The following is a 15911-nucleotide window of genomic DNA, read 5'->3' as shown; positions in this document are numbered from 1 at the left end:
ATGTAACCCAGCGGAGGCATCCCCCCGATGGCAAATTTGGAAAACAGCCAGCCAGACGCGGCCAGCAGAGTAACCAGCAGAAGTACCAGGTCTGCCTTTATCGTCGTGTTCATCAGAATGCGCCGGGATTTGGATTTCAGGTAAGTCCACGTTCTTTTGGAGCTTGTTGGATTCAGGCGTCCATAGCGGGGATTGTGCGAAATTTTCAGGCCATGTTATCACAACCGAAATAGAGCCGCCTTAAGTAAACAGGCTCCCATCTTACTGAAACTTCATATAAGGCCACAGTGGTGAGAATGACGCCATTGTGAGGGCGTCACTTTGAGAGTGGATCTTCTGACCGGTACTGCTGCTCAACGTCTGGCCAGGAATAGTCGGGGTGTTCCTGCTCCAGCCTGGCCAGTTCTGCTTCAAGAGAAGGCAGCTCTCCTTCAGGAGAGGAGAGGTCAATACCCAGCTCTGAAAGCCCTGCCTCCAGCACAGAAAAGTCAGGCGTATTCGGGAGTTCATCTTCGCCGGGAAGAATACCGTCTTCAGCTGATAGACCCGTCGGGTGCAAGCTGTCAGTGGTCTGGGCAAATTCAGGGCCAGGCCTGGCCGTCAGGGAAGCAAGATCTGCCGAGCTATGATTTTGATGACAGGCAGCAGGCTGTTCTGTATTTTCAGGTGCCATGCCCGCCCCTGCATCCGTTTCAGACTGTGCAAAATGTTCAGCTTCATCTGCATCTGCGGCCGGGTTATCCACAACGGGCTGGGATACCGGTTCTTCATTGTTGGCTTCTGCCGGTTCCTGCGGTAACTCATGGGCGTCGTCAGCAGCACAGTCCCCGGCACTCTCTGGAACCGACTCTTGTGCTGAGGGTACTCCCTGCTGACGAGGAGTCATTTCATCAACCGGCGCAACGGCTGCCAGTGCCTCCGACTCAAGCGCTAACAACTCTTCTGCCTCAAGGGGCTCCAGGTCTGCTGTTTCCAGAGTCTTGGCAGGCAACTCCTTTTTCACCCGTACCCCCAGCGCCAGAAACTGATCCGCCTGGGCAATCAGGTTACCGCGACCGTGCTTCAGTGTGCCCATGGCATCATCATAAGTGGTTCGGGCATTACCCAGCTGGATATCCAGCTTCTCCATCTTCTCGACAAAAATTCGAAGTTTGTCGTACACCTGACGGCCTTTGTCAGCCAGCTTACGGGTATTGGCATTCTGCCGTTCAATGGTCCACAGGTTGGCAACGGTGCGCAGGGTTGCCAGCAGGGTAGTGGGTGTGACAACCACAATGCGCTTCTCAAATGCATCATTGAACAACTTCTGGTCGTACTGGAATGCCGAGATAAATGCAGGCTCTACCGGCATGAACATAAAGACAAAATCCGGTGCCTTGATTTCCGGCAGGCTCGGGTAGTCTTTCTGGTTCAGGCTGTTGATATGGTTGCGGATACTCTGGATATGGCGGGCCATGGCGGCATCACGGTCAGCATCCGTCTCAGCGTTGACAAAGGCCATGTAGTCCACCAGCGACACTTTGGAGTCGATGATCAGATGTTTGCCTTCTGGCAGGTGGACAATAAAGTCAGGCCGCTTGTTCTGGCCCTCTTCATCCCTGAAATTGGGTTCCCGCTGGTACTCCTGGCCTTTGATCAGGCCACTGCGGTCAAGAATGGTCTCAACCTGCATTTCACCCCAGTTGCCCTGGAGTTTCTTGTCACCCTTGAGTGCCTTGGCCAGGCTCTCGGCATCATCGGTCATCTTGCGGTTAAGCTGGTGCATGGTTTCCAGCTGCTGCTTCAGGGCCGCACGGCTGGCACTGTCTTCCCGGTGAGCCTCTTCAACCTTGTTACGGAATTCACCCAGCTGCTCCCTGAACGGGGCCAGGAGTGAGTGGAGCTGCTCATGGTGTTGATCAGAGAGTACTTTCCCCCTGGCTTCAAAGATTTCGTGCGCCAGGTGTTTGAACTCCTGCTTGAGGGCTTCCTTGTTTTCCTGAAGCTGAATGAGGGCTTTCTGGTTCTGTGCCTGTTGTTCTTCAAGACGGGTTTCCAGCTCCTTTACCCGCTGCTCAGCCTGACTTCGGCCAGAGCGCTCAGCAGTCAGCTCTTTAACCCGCTCCTGAAGGTCCCGGCTTTTTTCCGCTTCACGCTTGCGCTCTGAAATCAGCATGGCCTCCAGCCGCCCGGCCTTGATCTGATGCTGACTGACCAGCTCACTGAGACGTGATGTCTCCTTGTGCAGCAGGGCTTTTCCGGCGTCCAGCTGCTCCTGCATAACGATTGTCTGTTCGGCCAGCTCATCCTGCAGGTCGGCTTTCTGCTCTATCAGCTGGGCAATCTGCAGATGCTGGGCATCCACTTCCCGCTCCATTTGCAATTTAAGGCTTTGCTGGGTCTGTCGGCAGACAAACCACGCCATTGCAAACGACAGCAGTGAAGCAACAGCAACTACGACGAGGGCAGTAAGCGTCATGAAACGATCTCTCAGGAATTACACGGAAAAACACTTGGACAGGTTCGTCGAGAAAAAAGTTCAGGTCAATAGCAAAAAATCTTGCCAAAGACCTGACTTACAGCATTTATAGCTGAAAAAATGGTTGCAACAGCCGTGGAACCAGACCTTTAAAGCGCAGAGGGCCATCCGTTGCAATAAGGCAGATACAGCCTTCATGGGTATCGGCAACCGGCTGATGGCTCATATCCGGGTCAACATCGGCCACATCGCCGAGCGAGAAGCGCCCCAGCTCATCGCTGTAGGAACCCTTGAGAACCAGGGTCAGCTCAGAGCCACTGTGACCGTGGGACGGCATGAAGGTACCCGGGGCAATTTTCAGCAGTCGCAGCTTGCCCTGGGAGGCTGGCAGAATAAACTGCTTCATGCCCGGAGCCATTGTGCGCCAGTGAAGGTCGCTGAACCACTGGCCAATCATAGGGCGCAGAGGGGCTGGTATATCGCCATCAGATAGATCGTCTGATATTATCGGTGTTTCGGAACAAACCTCCGCCACCGGCTCGTCCAACATGGCCAACATTGAGTCCCGGGAACGTTTGGATATCGACTTCACCGGCTCCTGCTCCATCAGCCCAAAACCGATCTGTTCAGCGTCCGCAACCTTGTCGTGACAGTGGTCACACACCGCCAGATGGCAGGCAACAACCATGGAAAGCGCATCCGGCAGGCTGCAGGCACCGTAGCTGAGCAGGGTACTGTCATCAGGGTGATGATTGCAGTTCATGACTCACCTCCAATGCGAACCCGCAATTTATCAAACGCCAGCCTGAGACCGGACTTCACACTGCCAATGGGCATGTCCATGTCTTCAGCAATTTCGCGATGGGATTTTCCTTCGTAATACACTTTATAAACCAATTGAGCCTGTTGCTGAGGCAGGGCACCCAGGGCGTCTTTTAAACGCCCTGAATCACAGGCCGCCATGCTGGGCGTGTAACCTGCCTCGGGATAACTGTTCAGCGGGGAGAGCATGTCAGGCTTCTCTTTACGAAGCCGATCGATCCACAGATTTCTGGCGATTCGGAAAATCCATGTGGATGCTGTTGCTTTGGCAGGGTCGTAACTGGCAGTCTTGCGCCATACCGACAACAGGGTTTCCTGAACCAGCTCTTCTGCCAGTTCTTCATTCGCCCCTTTTCTGACCAGAAAGCTTTTCAGCCGCGGTGCAAAATAGTCGTAAAGCTGCATAAACAGCTGTTTGTCGCGACTTTTCGCCAGATCAACAAGGATGAGCCTGAAGTCCTGCTTTTGCGCTGCCTGATCAGGTTTGAATTCCATAGAGGTTTCAACAAGCCGAAGATGTACCATAGTTCTTCAATTTTCTTGTACATGGCTGCCTTTACGTAAAACGAGCTGATAAGGATCTTTTTAAGTGAAGGCGGCCACTGTTCTTCATAATACCTTCATTAACCGACCTGCATAGCTTTTCTTTATAATTTCACCCCTGAATTTCCAGTGGCTGAATAAATAGAAGCTTTGTTGCGGGACAAAGCATTGGATGGGAGATAACCAACTTATCAGGACCTGTTGATGTATCGTTGCCTGTTCAGCGGGAAACGTATTCTGGTTCAGAGGCTGCCGGGGGATCTTCGTAGCGATCATTCCTGAGTTGTTGAGTGCTGCGTCCATGCAGTCGTGGGATCGAAACGGATTACTCTGGATGTTCCGTGTGATACAAGCCCTACAGCAGCTGTGGGAGACGGAGATTTTCCAGGTCAGGCTTATTACGCCCAACCCAATCCATCAAGCCATAAGCGCTATTTATATCTGGTAGGCCTGTGACCGTTTTCACCCATAAAATACCCACCTCTTTGGCAAATATCTTGCTGGCAGGAATACGTGAAGATGATTCATATTTGCTCTGTGTCTGAAGAGCCAGCGGGTTTATGCCACTGGAACCCTGGGCATCGGATACAACGTTAGAATCCAGCTGACCACCATCAGGTGTCACAGAATCAGTGACATCAGGCACCTCAAAACGAACAACGCGGTGCGGTTTAAACCGCTCCACTTCCTGCAGAACGCTTTGCGGCTGCATTCTCAAATCAATTCCGAAGGGGATACCAAAACCAGCTTCTGCTGATGTAGCTTCTTCAGCGCTCGCACCCAGGGCTTTTAGTACTGGTGCGACCAGGGTAAAACCAATATTTTCCAAAACGCCATGGTTATCACCTGCTGAACCATGTGCAAAATGAACCATATTCCCAGCCAGACTTTCATTTACAGACCAGTGAACTTCATAAAACTTACTTCCCTGCTTTAAGCCCTCAGGCATCCGGAGATCTGCCCCAATAGGGCTGTACTGGTCACGAACACTGCTGCGTCGGTATATTTCACGATGGTAATCAGGCATCAGGCTTTGAAGTTCTACTTTAAAGCTGGCACCGTGAAAATCGCTCTCATCAGGTGCAAAAGCATATACCTGCACCAGTTTTATCTTTTCAGGCCAGTTATTACTGTCATTAAAAGCTTCTATCATCCTTCCCCGGATCTCAGAAGGCAGGGATTTAAGAGGAATATCAGTACTGGTAACAAGGGATTTTATTTTCTCAGAAGAAGGCTTAATGCCAAGACTGGCGTTGAGAATGCGCCTATCATCAAAAATTGTCGTTTTCGTATATCCCAACTGACTGGCAAATGATGCCAGGCTATCTCCATGGGTAATGACAGGTCTGATCTTCATAGGCTCTGGGAACAGAGGAACATGTTGCCTGACCAGCGGCTGTGTTACAGCTTGTGAGGATACTGTCTGACTGGCCGTTGGTTCTGACTGTGATGAAGCAAACTTGCTTAACAATGCGGCCATATTGCTTGTCGCTGCTGCAAAACCAGCCTGTGAAGCAGTTCCCTTCTTTCCAAATGCTGCCATTTCCTTTTCATAAGCGGCGACCCCTTGTTGAAGCAAAACCTCCGGATGAGCTTCAACAGCAGGCATCTGCCCTTGATCCCCACTTTTCTCAAAACGATTTAACGTTTGATGCTGGTTACCACTCACAGCAGGGTTGGTGCGGGCAGTGGATTGTCCGCTGTTTGCCTCCCCCCCTTCCTGAAGCCCTGTCAATCTGGAGAGCAAAGAGCAGTACATTGTTAGCAGACGATTTCGTTCATCCCGATGACCCAGACCCTTTACGTGGAGTATTTTTTCATTTATCTGATCCAGAATGCCCTGAATTTCGTCCATGTGCGTTTGGTTGAGGGGGATTGTATCAACGGCTTTCCGCATTTTTTCTGCAACGCTTAAACGACTGTCAGCGTCGGCAATTAAATCATCAATACGGGCTACCACCTCCTCTATCTCTACCCGCTCTCCCCGCTCTCCCCGGGCAGAAGATTGCATTTTTGAAGCAGCTGCCTGTCCGGTCAATCCCGGAGCTTCAAACTTTTCCAGCCTCTCCCTGAAATTGCTCAGTATGGCAAGATTATCATCCCTTCCTTCATCGACAACCAGTAGCGTAACAGCAGCCAATGCTGATCTGGCCTGCTCAACCAGAACCCGGTATGACTCCGGATTGGTGCTAACGTTATGCTCCAGCGCTTTTATTGTCTTTTCTGCTGTTTCAAGCTTGGCGATTAAATGCTGTTTATTTACACTCTTTTGAATATCAGAAAAACTGCTTCTGAGATTGCTTGACTCCCTCATCAATTCAATACGCTGCTCGCCAGAAGGAACCCTGCCGATAGATTCATCCAATTCATCAAGTTTTGTAGAGAAAGAATCAACCTCCTGGGGTGATTTTTGAAACTGGAAACCATTGAGATCACTTTTCAAACCTTTCAAGGTATTAAAAGCAGCAGCAACTGTTAACCACCCAGCAATACTGGCTTTAAATGCGTCCACTCGCTCCCTGAGCACTGCCTTCCCGGACTCAGACTCTGTTGAGCAGAGCTTGTCAATCCGCTTGCATAGATCAACAACATCCCGATCAAAGGCCTGTACTTCACGCTTGTTGTCTGTTTTAGGCTGTTTCTGTGCCAATGACTGCTCCAGCCCGTCTATCTGGCCATGAAACGCATTGATCATGACCTGCTCATTCAAACCCAGCTGTTGTTGCTGCAGGCCATCAAGAGTTGCCTTGGCCTGACCGTATTGATCCTGAAGATTCGCTGGCAGGTTAACACCAAGTTTCGCTATTTCCAGTTGAACCCAGCTCAATTGGTTCTGGAAAGGGTGACTTTGAAAATCCTGCAACACCCCTTGCTGCAAAATAGCAATTTCAGCGTTCAAGGCCGCTAACTTGGTTTCAGCTTGAACTGCATCGTAGTTCGGTGGTGCTGAGGGTGTCATTGTTGGAGCACTCACTGATGGTAATGGTGGATGCCCTTCCATCTTGAACGTTGGGTTTTCAGCAGGTGGCAAGCCCGGCTCCACTGCCAATTGGCGCTCCTGCAACTGACGCTCTTGACCGGGACTGCCACTGGCAGAGTTCTCTGCATCCTTTTTCTGTTGCAATCTGTTCATTTTTCCTACGAAGAAATCCATAGTGACAAAATGAGAATCCCTGGTTTTCTCCCCCTCTTTTACCGGTTTGCGATTCAAAAGATTGTGCAGGTTTTGTGTCAGGGGCAACGTATGGCCTTCCCCGCCCCTGTCCGATGCCTGTTCACATTCATCAATTACTTTTTGGAAAACATTCAGTACTGCACTGGACTTACGATCCTTGAAAGGATCACGGCGACTGAAGTCAATCGGTAATTCATAGGTGTTAAGGACTCTTTCAAGATTACTTTTATTCCAGATCTTGTCGCCATGCTCTCTTTCAGCCTCAGCACAAGTCTGCGTTGTGAGTTCCCTGACCTCCCCCCGCGTCATCCTTTTAAAAAAATCTCTCATATCATAAACAGTGACATCTCTGGAGTTGAACTTTGCCGTTGTCGTATTTGCACCTCCCCCATTACCTGAACCTGATGCACCGCTTGAGGCTGATGCATCTGAAGGCTGTGGAAAATATGCCGGACTCTGGGTAGGAAATTGTGGTGAACTCATACAATAAACTCCTGATAGAATTTTTCTGACGATTTTGATTATTTGGCCAGAGAAAAGTTCAACTATTTTACTTGGATTACTTAGATTACTTAGATAGCTTTTTCATTTGAAAATTTATTTATAGCAGGTCTTTTTTAATTGAAAAGGCTGGTGGATTTTTATTTAAAAACTGAACAATCATTCAATTAAATTCTGGGAACAATAGAATAACCACCAATCAACCGGTATTCTTTTTCATCCCAACAATCCAGAAAACACATGGAATAAAATTTATGATCTTATCTTCACTTTTACACCTGAAATTAATCCACAGGTACTTAACAGTTCTTAATAATTGATCAAATAAAAAGCCAGCTTGAATCAGCTCGATTTTTAACCAGAACTCTCCGCCCTGCCTGTGCAACAGATTAACGCAGTGAGCGTTTTTCCCACGCTTCATTTGCCTGGCTTCTATGATGCCCCCACCGGATGCACACCGGACACAAAAGTTGATACATTTTTTCTCAATTTTTCATATCATTGAGTGAACCGTTATGCCACTCGGATCGTAGATATTCCGGGTATTATTTAACTACTTTGACGAAAGGCTTTCGTAGATAACAAGTACTTATTGGTGACAAAGCCTTTTTATAGCGAATAAAATCAACAGGGAGTCTCATTCGTGTCCACAAAAGGAATGAACATAGCTGTCGTCGGTTCCGGTATTAGCGGACTCTCCTGCGCCTGGTTACTTTCCAGACAACATAACGTTACCTTATTTGAAAAGGATGACCGCTTCGGCGGGCACAGTCATACTGTGTCTGTGGGTGATGAGAAACCGATTCCCGTCGATACGGGCTTTATTGTTTTTAATGAGAAAACCTATCCAAACCTGATCGCTTTTTTCAAACACCTCAAGGTGCCTTTTGTCCCTACGGATATGTCTTTTGCCGTTTCTCTGAACAACGGCTCTACGGAATACGCTGGTACTGATCTATCAGGCTTATTCGCCCAGAAGAGCAACCTGCTCCGTCCGGGGTTCTGGTTAATGCTGGCCGATATTCTGCGTTTCTATCGCAACAGCGAAAAATGGCTGGGCAGCCTTGAGCATGAACAGGGTATCGATGCCTCCTTGACCCTTGGCCAGTTATTGCACCGTGAGCGTTTCAGCCAGCGGTTTATTCATGATCACCTGATTCCCATGGGGGCTGCTATCTGGTCAACACCGGCTGACAAAATGCTGGACTACCCGGCCCTGGCCTTTCTTCGCTTCTGCGCAAACCATGGCCTGCTGCAATTGTCGGATCGTCCTCAATGGCAGACCGTGAAAGGCGGCAGTCGAGAGTACGTGCAGCGGATTATTGATGAGCTGGGTACCTCCGCGCTGACCAATCGCTGTATTCGAAAAATAAAACGTTTTTCTGACCGGGTTCAGTTGACCGATTTCCAGGGTAAAGAGTGGCATTTTGACCACGTGGTCATGGCCTGCCATGCAGACACCACGCTCAGTCTGCTTTCTGAGCCTGATGAGTTTGAACAGCATTTGCTGGGCGCTTTTACCTTTCAACGCAACAAGGCCCTGTTACACAGCGATGAACGACTAATGCCCGAGAACAAAAAGGCCTGGGCCAGCTGGAACTATCTCGGTTCCCATGCATCAGGTCAGGGCAATGGCCAGAGCAATGGCCAGACTAATAAAGAGGGACCTGCGGTTACCTACTGGATGAATAACCTGCAGCATCTCGACGGCCCGCCACTGTTTGTCACTCTGAATCCCGGGCAGGAGCCGGCAACCGATCTGATTCATGGCTGCTATCTTTATGATCACCCGGTATTTGACCGCGCCGCTATTGAAGCCCAGGAGAGAATGTGGGAGCTCCAGGGCAGAAACCGCACCTGGTATTGTGGTGCATGGCTGGGCTATGGCTTCCATGAAGATGGGCTACAGTCCGGCCTTGCCGTTGCGGAAAGCCTTGGGGGCATTCGCCGTCCCTGGCAGGTCAAGGGGGAAAATGACCGTCTTCATCGCCCGGACCTGTTTGGCCACAGTTTTTCCGGCCCGGGTTTAACCGATTCCCAACTGACCCCCTGTGACCCTCAACAGCAGGAATCCTGAGCATGGAATCGCCCTCTGGTTCTTCTATTTACGTCGGCGAATTGATGCACCATCGGTTCAAACCGAAAAAGCATCGTTTCTCCTACCGGGTGGCTTCCTGGTTGCTGGATCTTGATGCCATTGATGCGCTGGATAAGCAGCTGACCCTGTTTTCCGTCAACCGGTTTAATCTTGTGTCTTTCTACCCCCGTGATCATGGTGACGGGTCTGATACACCGTTGCGGGAACAGATCAACCAGTTACTTCACCACCACCATATTGAAACACCGGACAAGGTAAGCCTGCTCTGTTACCCAAGGATGTTCGGCTATACCTTTAACCCATTGGCGGTGTACTTTTGCTACCGGGATCAAAAGCTGACCGCCATCGTCTATGAAGTCAGTAATACTTTCAAAGAACGGCACTCTTATGTAGCGGCTGTCGAGCCTGGAGAGCAGCCAGATGATCGCCGATTGATAGAATGCGATAAGCAGGCTGTTCAGCAAACTATCCAACAACCTATCCAACAACCTATTCAACAACAGGCAGACAAAGCACTTCATGTATCCCCCTTCTTTCCCATGGACTGCTATTACCATTTCCGGATAAGGCCACCCGGGGAGCGTGTCACTCTCGGCATTAACTTGAATAATTCCAACGGCAAGCTGTTTACTGCCGTGTTCAAAGGACTGCGAAAAACCATCACTGATCGTTTTATCGTAAAACAGACCATGCTATTGCCACTGCAAACCCTGAAAGTCATGGCTGCTATCCACTGGGAAGCTTTACGGCTCTGGCTTAAAGGCATCTCGATTTATACACACACTCCAAGAAATTTCTTTTTCAGCCATAGCCGCGCCCATGCGCCCATGGCGAAAGAAAACGATTTTGCGCCCTTCGCATCAATAAAAAGCAAGGAAGCAGAATGTTTCCCACAGAACAATACAGCGAACAGGGAGAAGAACCTATGAATTCCACCAGCTCCACGGAAATAACCACAAAATCATGGTTCCCTGCACTGAGAAATGTGCTTTCCTGGCTGGAAAAACGGTTTATCAAAGCCGGGGTTAGCAGAATTGAGCTGCGCATTGATGGCAATGTGGATGGCAGTGAAGAGGACATAGAAAGTGTTATGGTCGGGCAGTTCCAGTCGGGCATCCCCATTCCCTGTCTGCAGATCCATAATCCTGTCGGTTTAATCCAGCAAGGCAGCCAGGGATTACTGGGCTGGTCAGAGTCTTATATCAATGGCGACTGGAGCACTCCGGACCTGAAAGCCCTGACCGACTGGGCCATGGCCAATGAAGAAAACCTGCAGGACGTGATGGCATCCAACTGGCTCAACCGGATGTTTAACCGGGTGCTGCACAAAATACGCCGTAACAGCCGCTCCGGCAGTCGTCGCAATATTGCCGCCCATTATGACCTGGGCAACGACTTTTATCAGCAATGGCTTGACCCTTCCATGACCTATTCGAGCGCCCTTTACCTGGAGGAGCATGAGGATCTGGAAACGGCACAAAACAATAAATACAACACCATTGTCGACTGGCTGGAACTTCGTCCGGGGCATTCCATTCTTGAGATCGGCTGTGGCTGGGGCGGCTTTGCCCGCACACTGAATCAGCGACATCAAGGTGCTTACCATGGGATCACATTGTCACAGGAACAGCTTGCCTACTCACAGCTCACTCACCAGGAACAGCTGTCTGACAACCTGTCCTGCCAGTTCAGCCTTACGGACTATCGGGATATCCATGAACAGTTTGACCGTATCGTCTCCATCGAAATGATCGAGGCTGTCGGTGAAGAGCACTGGCCGGTCTACTTTGAAAAACTGTACAACAGCCTGAAACCCGGAGGATCTGCGGTGATCCAGGCCATCCTGATTGATGATGCCCGCTTTGGGGAGTATCGCCGTGATGTCGACTTTATCCAGCGTTACATCTTCCCGGGAGGCATGCTACCCAGCGACAGGGTGATCAAAGATCAGGCAGGCAAGGCCGGGTTAGCGATTCGCAACACACTCTCCTTTGGTCTTGACTATGCCAAAACGCTGGATGAGTGGAAACGGCAGTTCCTTGCGGCCTGGCCCACCATTGAAACGCTCGGATTTGATCAGCGCTTTAAACGCATGTGGCAATTTTACCTGGATTACTGCACGACCGGTTTTCAATTCAGGAGTATTGATGTTTGCCTCTACAAACTCACCAAACCTTTGTCAATCGAACCAGGGGGGACAACATCATGCCAGTCGCTTTAACAATAATAAAATACCGGATGCCAGGAAGAGCCTGGCTTCTGACCCTGCTTTTTATGTTGACGGTTATGCTGACGGGGTGCACTTCCATGAATATTGAAGATTATGCAGCGAGTAAACCAGGTCTGAAAATTGAAGACTACTTTGCCGGGAAAACCGTAGCCTGGGGCATGTTTCAGGATCGGTTCGGCAATGTTCAACAGCGCTTCAAGGTGTTGATGACCGGTGAAGTAAACGACGGCGTACTGACCCTGGATGAACAGTTCATCTATTCCGATGGCAGCGAGTCAACCCGTATCTGGAACGTCAACATTATGGGTGACGGGCATTACCTGGGAACGGCCGGAGATATCGTTGGCCAGGCCATTGGCCGCAGTGCCGGCAATGCCTTTAACTTCAAATACCAGATGCGACTGCCCATCCGTGGCCGGGAGTGGGTGGTTACCTTTGATGACTGGATGTTCCTTCAGGAAGATGGCGTACTACTGAATGTGGCAACCATGAGCAAATGGGGTATAAAGCTTGGTACGTTGACTGTCGCTTTTGAAAAACCCGGTTTTGAAAAAGCCGCTAGCCCTGAAAAAGCCAACAAAGAACAACAATAAAGGCAACAGACATGAACGTTAACCAGGATAAAGCACCTTCTGATGCTCCGGTCATCTGGATTACCGGAGCCAGCCAGGGCATTGGTGAGGCGGTGGCCATCGCCATGGCCCGGGAAGGCATGGTCGTAGCGGCCAGTGCCCGAAACGTGGAACGACTGGAAGCACTGGCCAATCAATCCACAGGCTTGAAAGGCAGCATTATTCCCTACCCTCTTGATGTTACCGATCAAACTGCAGTGAATAAAACGGTCCATAAGATCATTGAGAATCACGGTGGTATTGATCAGGCCATTCTGAATGCCGGCACCTATATCTCCGCCCCGGCAACCGGGTTTACCAGCGATGCCGTGCGTCAACAGGTGGAGCTCAACCTGATGGGTGTTTGCCATTGCCTGGAGCCATTGATCGCCTTTATGACAAAGCGAGGCCAGGGAACCATTGCCATTAATGCCTCACTGGCCGGCTATCGTGGGTTGCCAAGGGCAGCGGGCTATGGCGCAACCAAGGCAGCCTTGATCAATATGGCGGAATCACTGAATTCTGAACTGTCTGACGTGGGTATTGATATCAAAATTATCAACCCGGGTTTTGTGAAAACGCCACTGACCAGCAAGAACCAATTCCCCATGCCTTTTCTGATGGAGGTGGATAAGGCTGCGCAGGTGATCGTCAAAGGAATGAAGGGGCGGTCGTTCGAGATTCGGTTCCCCCGCATTTTCGCTGCTATCCTGGGGCTTCTGCGTCGCCTGCCTTACCCCCTGTATTTCTGGTTAATCCGTAAAGCCGGTTGACCATCAATTCACTCAACTCGCTGGACAGTCTGTGGCAAACCCCATAGACTCGGTCGCTGTTGGTTGGGGTGTTCTGCCAGAGTTAATGGCAGAACTGAGATACACCCATAGAACCTGAACCAGATAATGCTGGCGTAGGAAACCGACGGGCCTGAGAGCTGATAAAACCCTGATGTACTAATAATCGTGCAAGCCTGTTAATCAATGCATTTCATTGCCCCGCCAAGGCGCAATATTCTCGACAGGAAACAGAGTTACCCCCCTGCCCGCTTTCCCGCCAGTTCTGATGATATGGAATTTCTCTTGTGGAGCGGCGCGAACTTATGTCTTCTACACCCATTGCATTGACCATTGCCGGTTCAGACAGTGGCGGTGGTGCCGGCATTCAGGCAGACCTGAAAACCTTCTCAGCCCTTGGTGCCTATGGTTGCAGTGTGATCACGGCGCTGACCGCACAGAACACGCTGGGTGTCCAGGGGATTTTTGACGTCTCACCGGCCTTTGTCCGGGAACAGCTGGACTCGGTCTTTTCTGACCTGAACATTTCCGCTGCCAAGGTTGGCATGCTGAGCCAGCCTGAAGTGATTGATACGGTTGCCAGCGCTGTCGGTGATTACCCGCTGAAATACCTGGTGGTTGACCCGGTGATGGTCGCCACCAGCGGTGATGTTCTGCTTCAGGAAGCCGCCATTGATAATCTGCGTCGCAAACTGATCCCCAAAGCCACCCTGATTACTCCCAACCTGCCGGAAGCGGCGGTGCTGCTGAATTGTCCACGACCAGAGTCACTGGACGCCATGATCGCCATGGTTGACCCATTGATGGAGCTGGGCGCCAGTGCCGTGTTGCTCAAAGGCGGGCACCTTTCCTCAGACAAAGGCAATAGCCAGGCTGTCGACCTGTTCCATGACGGTCACACCCTGCACAAACTTGAGTCTCCATGGGTTGACACCCGAAATACCCACGGCACAGGCTGTACATTGTCGTCTGCCGTCACCGCGTTGCTGGCCGGGGGTTATCCTCTGATCGATGCCGTTCGGTCTGCCAAGGAGTACATTGCCGGTGCCATTGCCCATGCTGACAACCTGAACATCGGTTCTGGCCACGGTCCGGTCCATCATTTTTACCGGACCTGGTCATAGAGAATACCGCAACGCATGTTTGATGTGATTATTCGCCGGGCCAGCCTGAGATTTGGCGAGCACTGTGTTTTTACCAACCTCAACCTGACCCTTAAGGGAGGCCAGTGGACCTGCCTTCTGGGCGGCAGCGGTGTGGGTAAAACCAGTCTGCTACGTCTGATTGCCGGCCTGCCTGCGGGCGAGACAACGGGGGAAGTGGTTTGTCAGGACGGCTTTTCGGTTCATCACCGAATCGCCTGGATGGCGCAGCAGGACCTGCTGCTGCCCTGGTTTTCGGTACTGGACAATATCACCCTGGGGCAGCGCCTGCGGCGCAGTCTGGCCGATGTGTTCACAGGACGTCCGCTCCTGTCAGCCGAGGTTAGGGACCAGGCCATGGCCATTCTGGAAAAGGTTGGCCTGAGCGAAAAAGCCCAGGTTCTGCCCCAGAACCTGTCCGGGGGCCAGCGCCAGCGGGTAGCACTGGCCCGGACGCTGATGGAAAACCGGCCACTGGTGTTAATGGACGAACCCTTCGGAGCACTGGATGCCATCACCCGGCTGAATTTACAGGACCTGGCCTGTGAGCTGTTGCAGAACCGTACGGTGCTGTTAATCACCCATGATCCCCTGGAAGCCCTGCGCCTTGGCCATCAGGTTTATCACCTGCGCGGGCATCCGGCCCGGCTGACGGATGCCATTATGCCACCGGGAAAGACACCCCGCTCACTGGCAGATAACGACCTGATGGCATTACAGGGCAAACTGCTGGATCGTTTACGTCATGAGTCGTTTGATGAACCGTCCGGAGAGCCATGAAGCATGAAAGATTCCATCAAACCCTTTGTCGTTCTTACTGGTCTTCTGGTGCTCTGGCATACCCTGGTGGTGGCTTTTGATATGCCATCCTACATCCTTCCCGGGCCATTGTCTGTGGCCAGCAGCATGGTTGACAACGCCAGCCTGCTGTGGGAACACACGCTGGTGACCCTCAGTGAAATGTTACTGGGCCTGTTACTCGGCGTTCTGCTGGGCATTGCCCTGGCGCTGACGCTCGTCTATTTTTCTGCGTTAAGGCCCTGGCTCTTGCCACCGCTGTTGATTACCCAGGCCATTCCGGTCTTTGCCCTCGCACCGATATTGATGCTCTGGTTTGGTTACGGCCTGACGTCAAAAGTGGTGATGACCATTCTGGTGATCTTTTTCCCCGTGGCCACCTGCTGTTATGACGGACTGCGCCATACCCATCAGGGCTGGCTGGATATGGCCCAAACCATGGGCGGCAACCGGCTGGCCATTCTGCGCCATATCCGCTGGCCTGCGGCACTGCCAGCCCTGGCTTCCGGACTGCGGGTCGCCGTTGTGGTGGCACCCATTGGTGCCGTTGTCGGGGAATGGGTTGGCTCCAGCGCTGGCCTTGGTTACCTCATGCTTCAGGCCAATGCACGACTCTGGGTTGACCAGATGTTTGCCGCGCTGACCGTACTGGCCTTCTGCTCCGTCACCCTTTACTACACCACCGACCGTCTTTTGCGCAGACTCATTCCGTGGCAACCGGAAACTTCTCAGGAATAAAAAA

Annotated in this window: 12 protein-coding genes and 1 riboswitch; of the genes, 8 read left to right on the top strand and 4 right to left on the bottom strand. The window is 51.2% G+C overall.

The window, feature by feature from the left end:
• Positions 1-316: 316 nt before the first annotated feature.
• From rmuC to KDK13_RS00270, 4 genes are all read right to left on the bottom strand, one after another.
• Complete coding sequence (rmuC, locus tag KDK13_RS00285) at positions 317-2458, bottom strand: DNA recombination protein RmuC (RefSeq protein WP_257282723.1); 2142 nt, start codon at positions 2456-2458, stop codon at positions 317-319.
• Positions 2459-2564: 106 nt separating this feature from the next.
• Complete coding sequence (locus KDK13_RS00280; protein ID WP_257282722.1) at positions 2565-3221, bottom strand: ChrR family anti-sigma-E factor; 657 nt, start codon at positions 3219-3221, stop codon at positions 2565-2567.
• Complete coding sequence (locus tag KDK13_RS00275; protein WP_257282721.1) at positions 3218-3775, bottom strand: sigma-70 family RNA polymerase sigma factor; 558 nt, start codon at positions 3773-3775, stop codon at positions 3218-3220. Before KDK13_RS00275 ends, KDK13_RS00280 begins: the two co-directional genes overlap by 4 nt.
• A 403-nt stretch (positions 3776-4178) precedes the next feature.
• Positions 4179-7481 (bottom strand): hypothetical protein, encoded by a 3303-nt coding sequence (locus KDK13_RS00270; RefSeq protein WP_257282720.1) that lies wholly within the window; start codon positions 7479-7481, stop codon positions 4179-4181.
• Between the two features lie 661 nt (positions 7482-8142).
• On the opposite strand from KDK13_RS00270, the gene KDK13_RS00265 reads away from it, so the two are divergent.
• The 8 genes from KDK13_RS00265 (at position 8143) to KDK13_RS00230 (ending at position 15907) form a co-directional block, all read left to right on the top strand.
• Positions 8143-9576, top strand: a complete 1434-nt coding sequence (locus KDK13_RS00265; RefSeq protein ID WP_257282719.1) for an FAD-dependent oxidoreductase — start codon at positions 8143-8145, stop codon at positions 9574-9576.
• 2 nt (positions 9577-9578) lie between these two features.
• Positions 9579-10526: a DUF1365 domain-containing protein gene (locus KDK13_RS00260; RefSeq protein WP_257282718.1), complete on the top strand. Its 948-nt coding sequence runs from the start codon at positions 9579-9581 to the stop codon at positions 10524-10526.
• On the top strand, positions 10523-11818 hold the full coding sequence (locus KDK13_RS00255) for a cyclopropane-fatty-acyl-phospholipid synthase family protein (RefSeq protein WP_257282717.1): 1296 nt from the start codon (positions 10523-10525) through the stop codon (positions 11816-11818). The genes KDK13_RS00260 and KDK13_RS00255 overlap by 4 nt, the downstream gene beginning before the upstream one ends.
• Positions 11803-12420 carry a DUF3833 domain-containing protein gene (locus KDK13_RS00250; protein ID WP_257282716.1) on the top strand — a complete coding sequence of 206 codons (618 nt, stop codon included), beginning with the start codon at positions 11803-11805 and terminating at the stop codon, positions 12418-12420. The genes KDK13_RS00255 and KDK13_RS00250 overlap by 16 nt, the downstream gene beginning before the upstream one ends.
• Positions 12421-12431: 11 nt before the next feature.
• Positions 12432-13211, top strand: coding sequence for an SDR family NAD(P)-dependent oxidoreductase (locus KDK13_RS00245; RefSeq protein ID WP_257282715.1), 780 nt, complete (start codon positions 12432-12434; stop codon positions 13209-13211).
• A 54-nt stretch (positions 13212-13265) separates the two neighbouring features.
• Positions 13266-13369: riboswitch (TPP riboswitch) on the top strand.
• 165 nt (positions 13370-13534) lie between these two features.
• Positions 13535-14353 (top strand): bifunctional hydroxymethylpyrimidine kinase/phosphomethylpyrimidine kinase, encoded by an 819-nt coding sequence (thiD, locus tag KDK13_RS00240; RefSeq protein WP_257282714.1) that lies wholly within the window; start codon positions 13535-13537, stop codon positions 14351-14353.
• A 15-nt stretch (positions 14354-14368) separates the two neighbouring features.
• On the top strand, positions 14369-15151 hold the full coding sequence (locus KDK13_RS00235; protein ID WP_257282713.1) for an ABC transporter ATP-binding protein: 783 nt from the start codon (positions 14369-14371) through the stop codon (positions 15149-15151).
• A 3-nt stretch (positions 15152-15154) separates the two neighbouring features.
• On the top strand, positions 15155-15907 hold the full coding sequence (locus KDK13_RS00230) for an ABC transporter permease (protein ID WP_257282712.1): 753 nt from the start codon (positions 15155-15157) through the stop codon (positions 15905-15907).
• Positions 15908-15911 lie beyond the last annotated feature (4 nt).

Source organism: Endozoicomonas sp. SESOKO1 (assembly GCF_024606265.1).
GTDB lineage: Bacteria > Pseudomonadota > Gammaproteobacteria > Pseudomonadales > Endozoicomonadaceae > Endozoicomonas.
The sequence above is the reverse complement of the archived record's forward strand: the minus strand, read 5'-3'. Positions and strand labels throughout refer to the sequence as shown.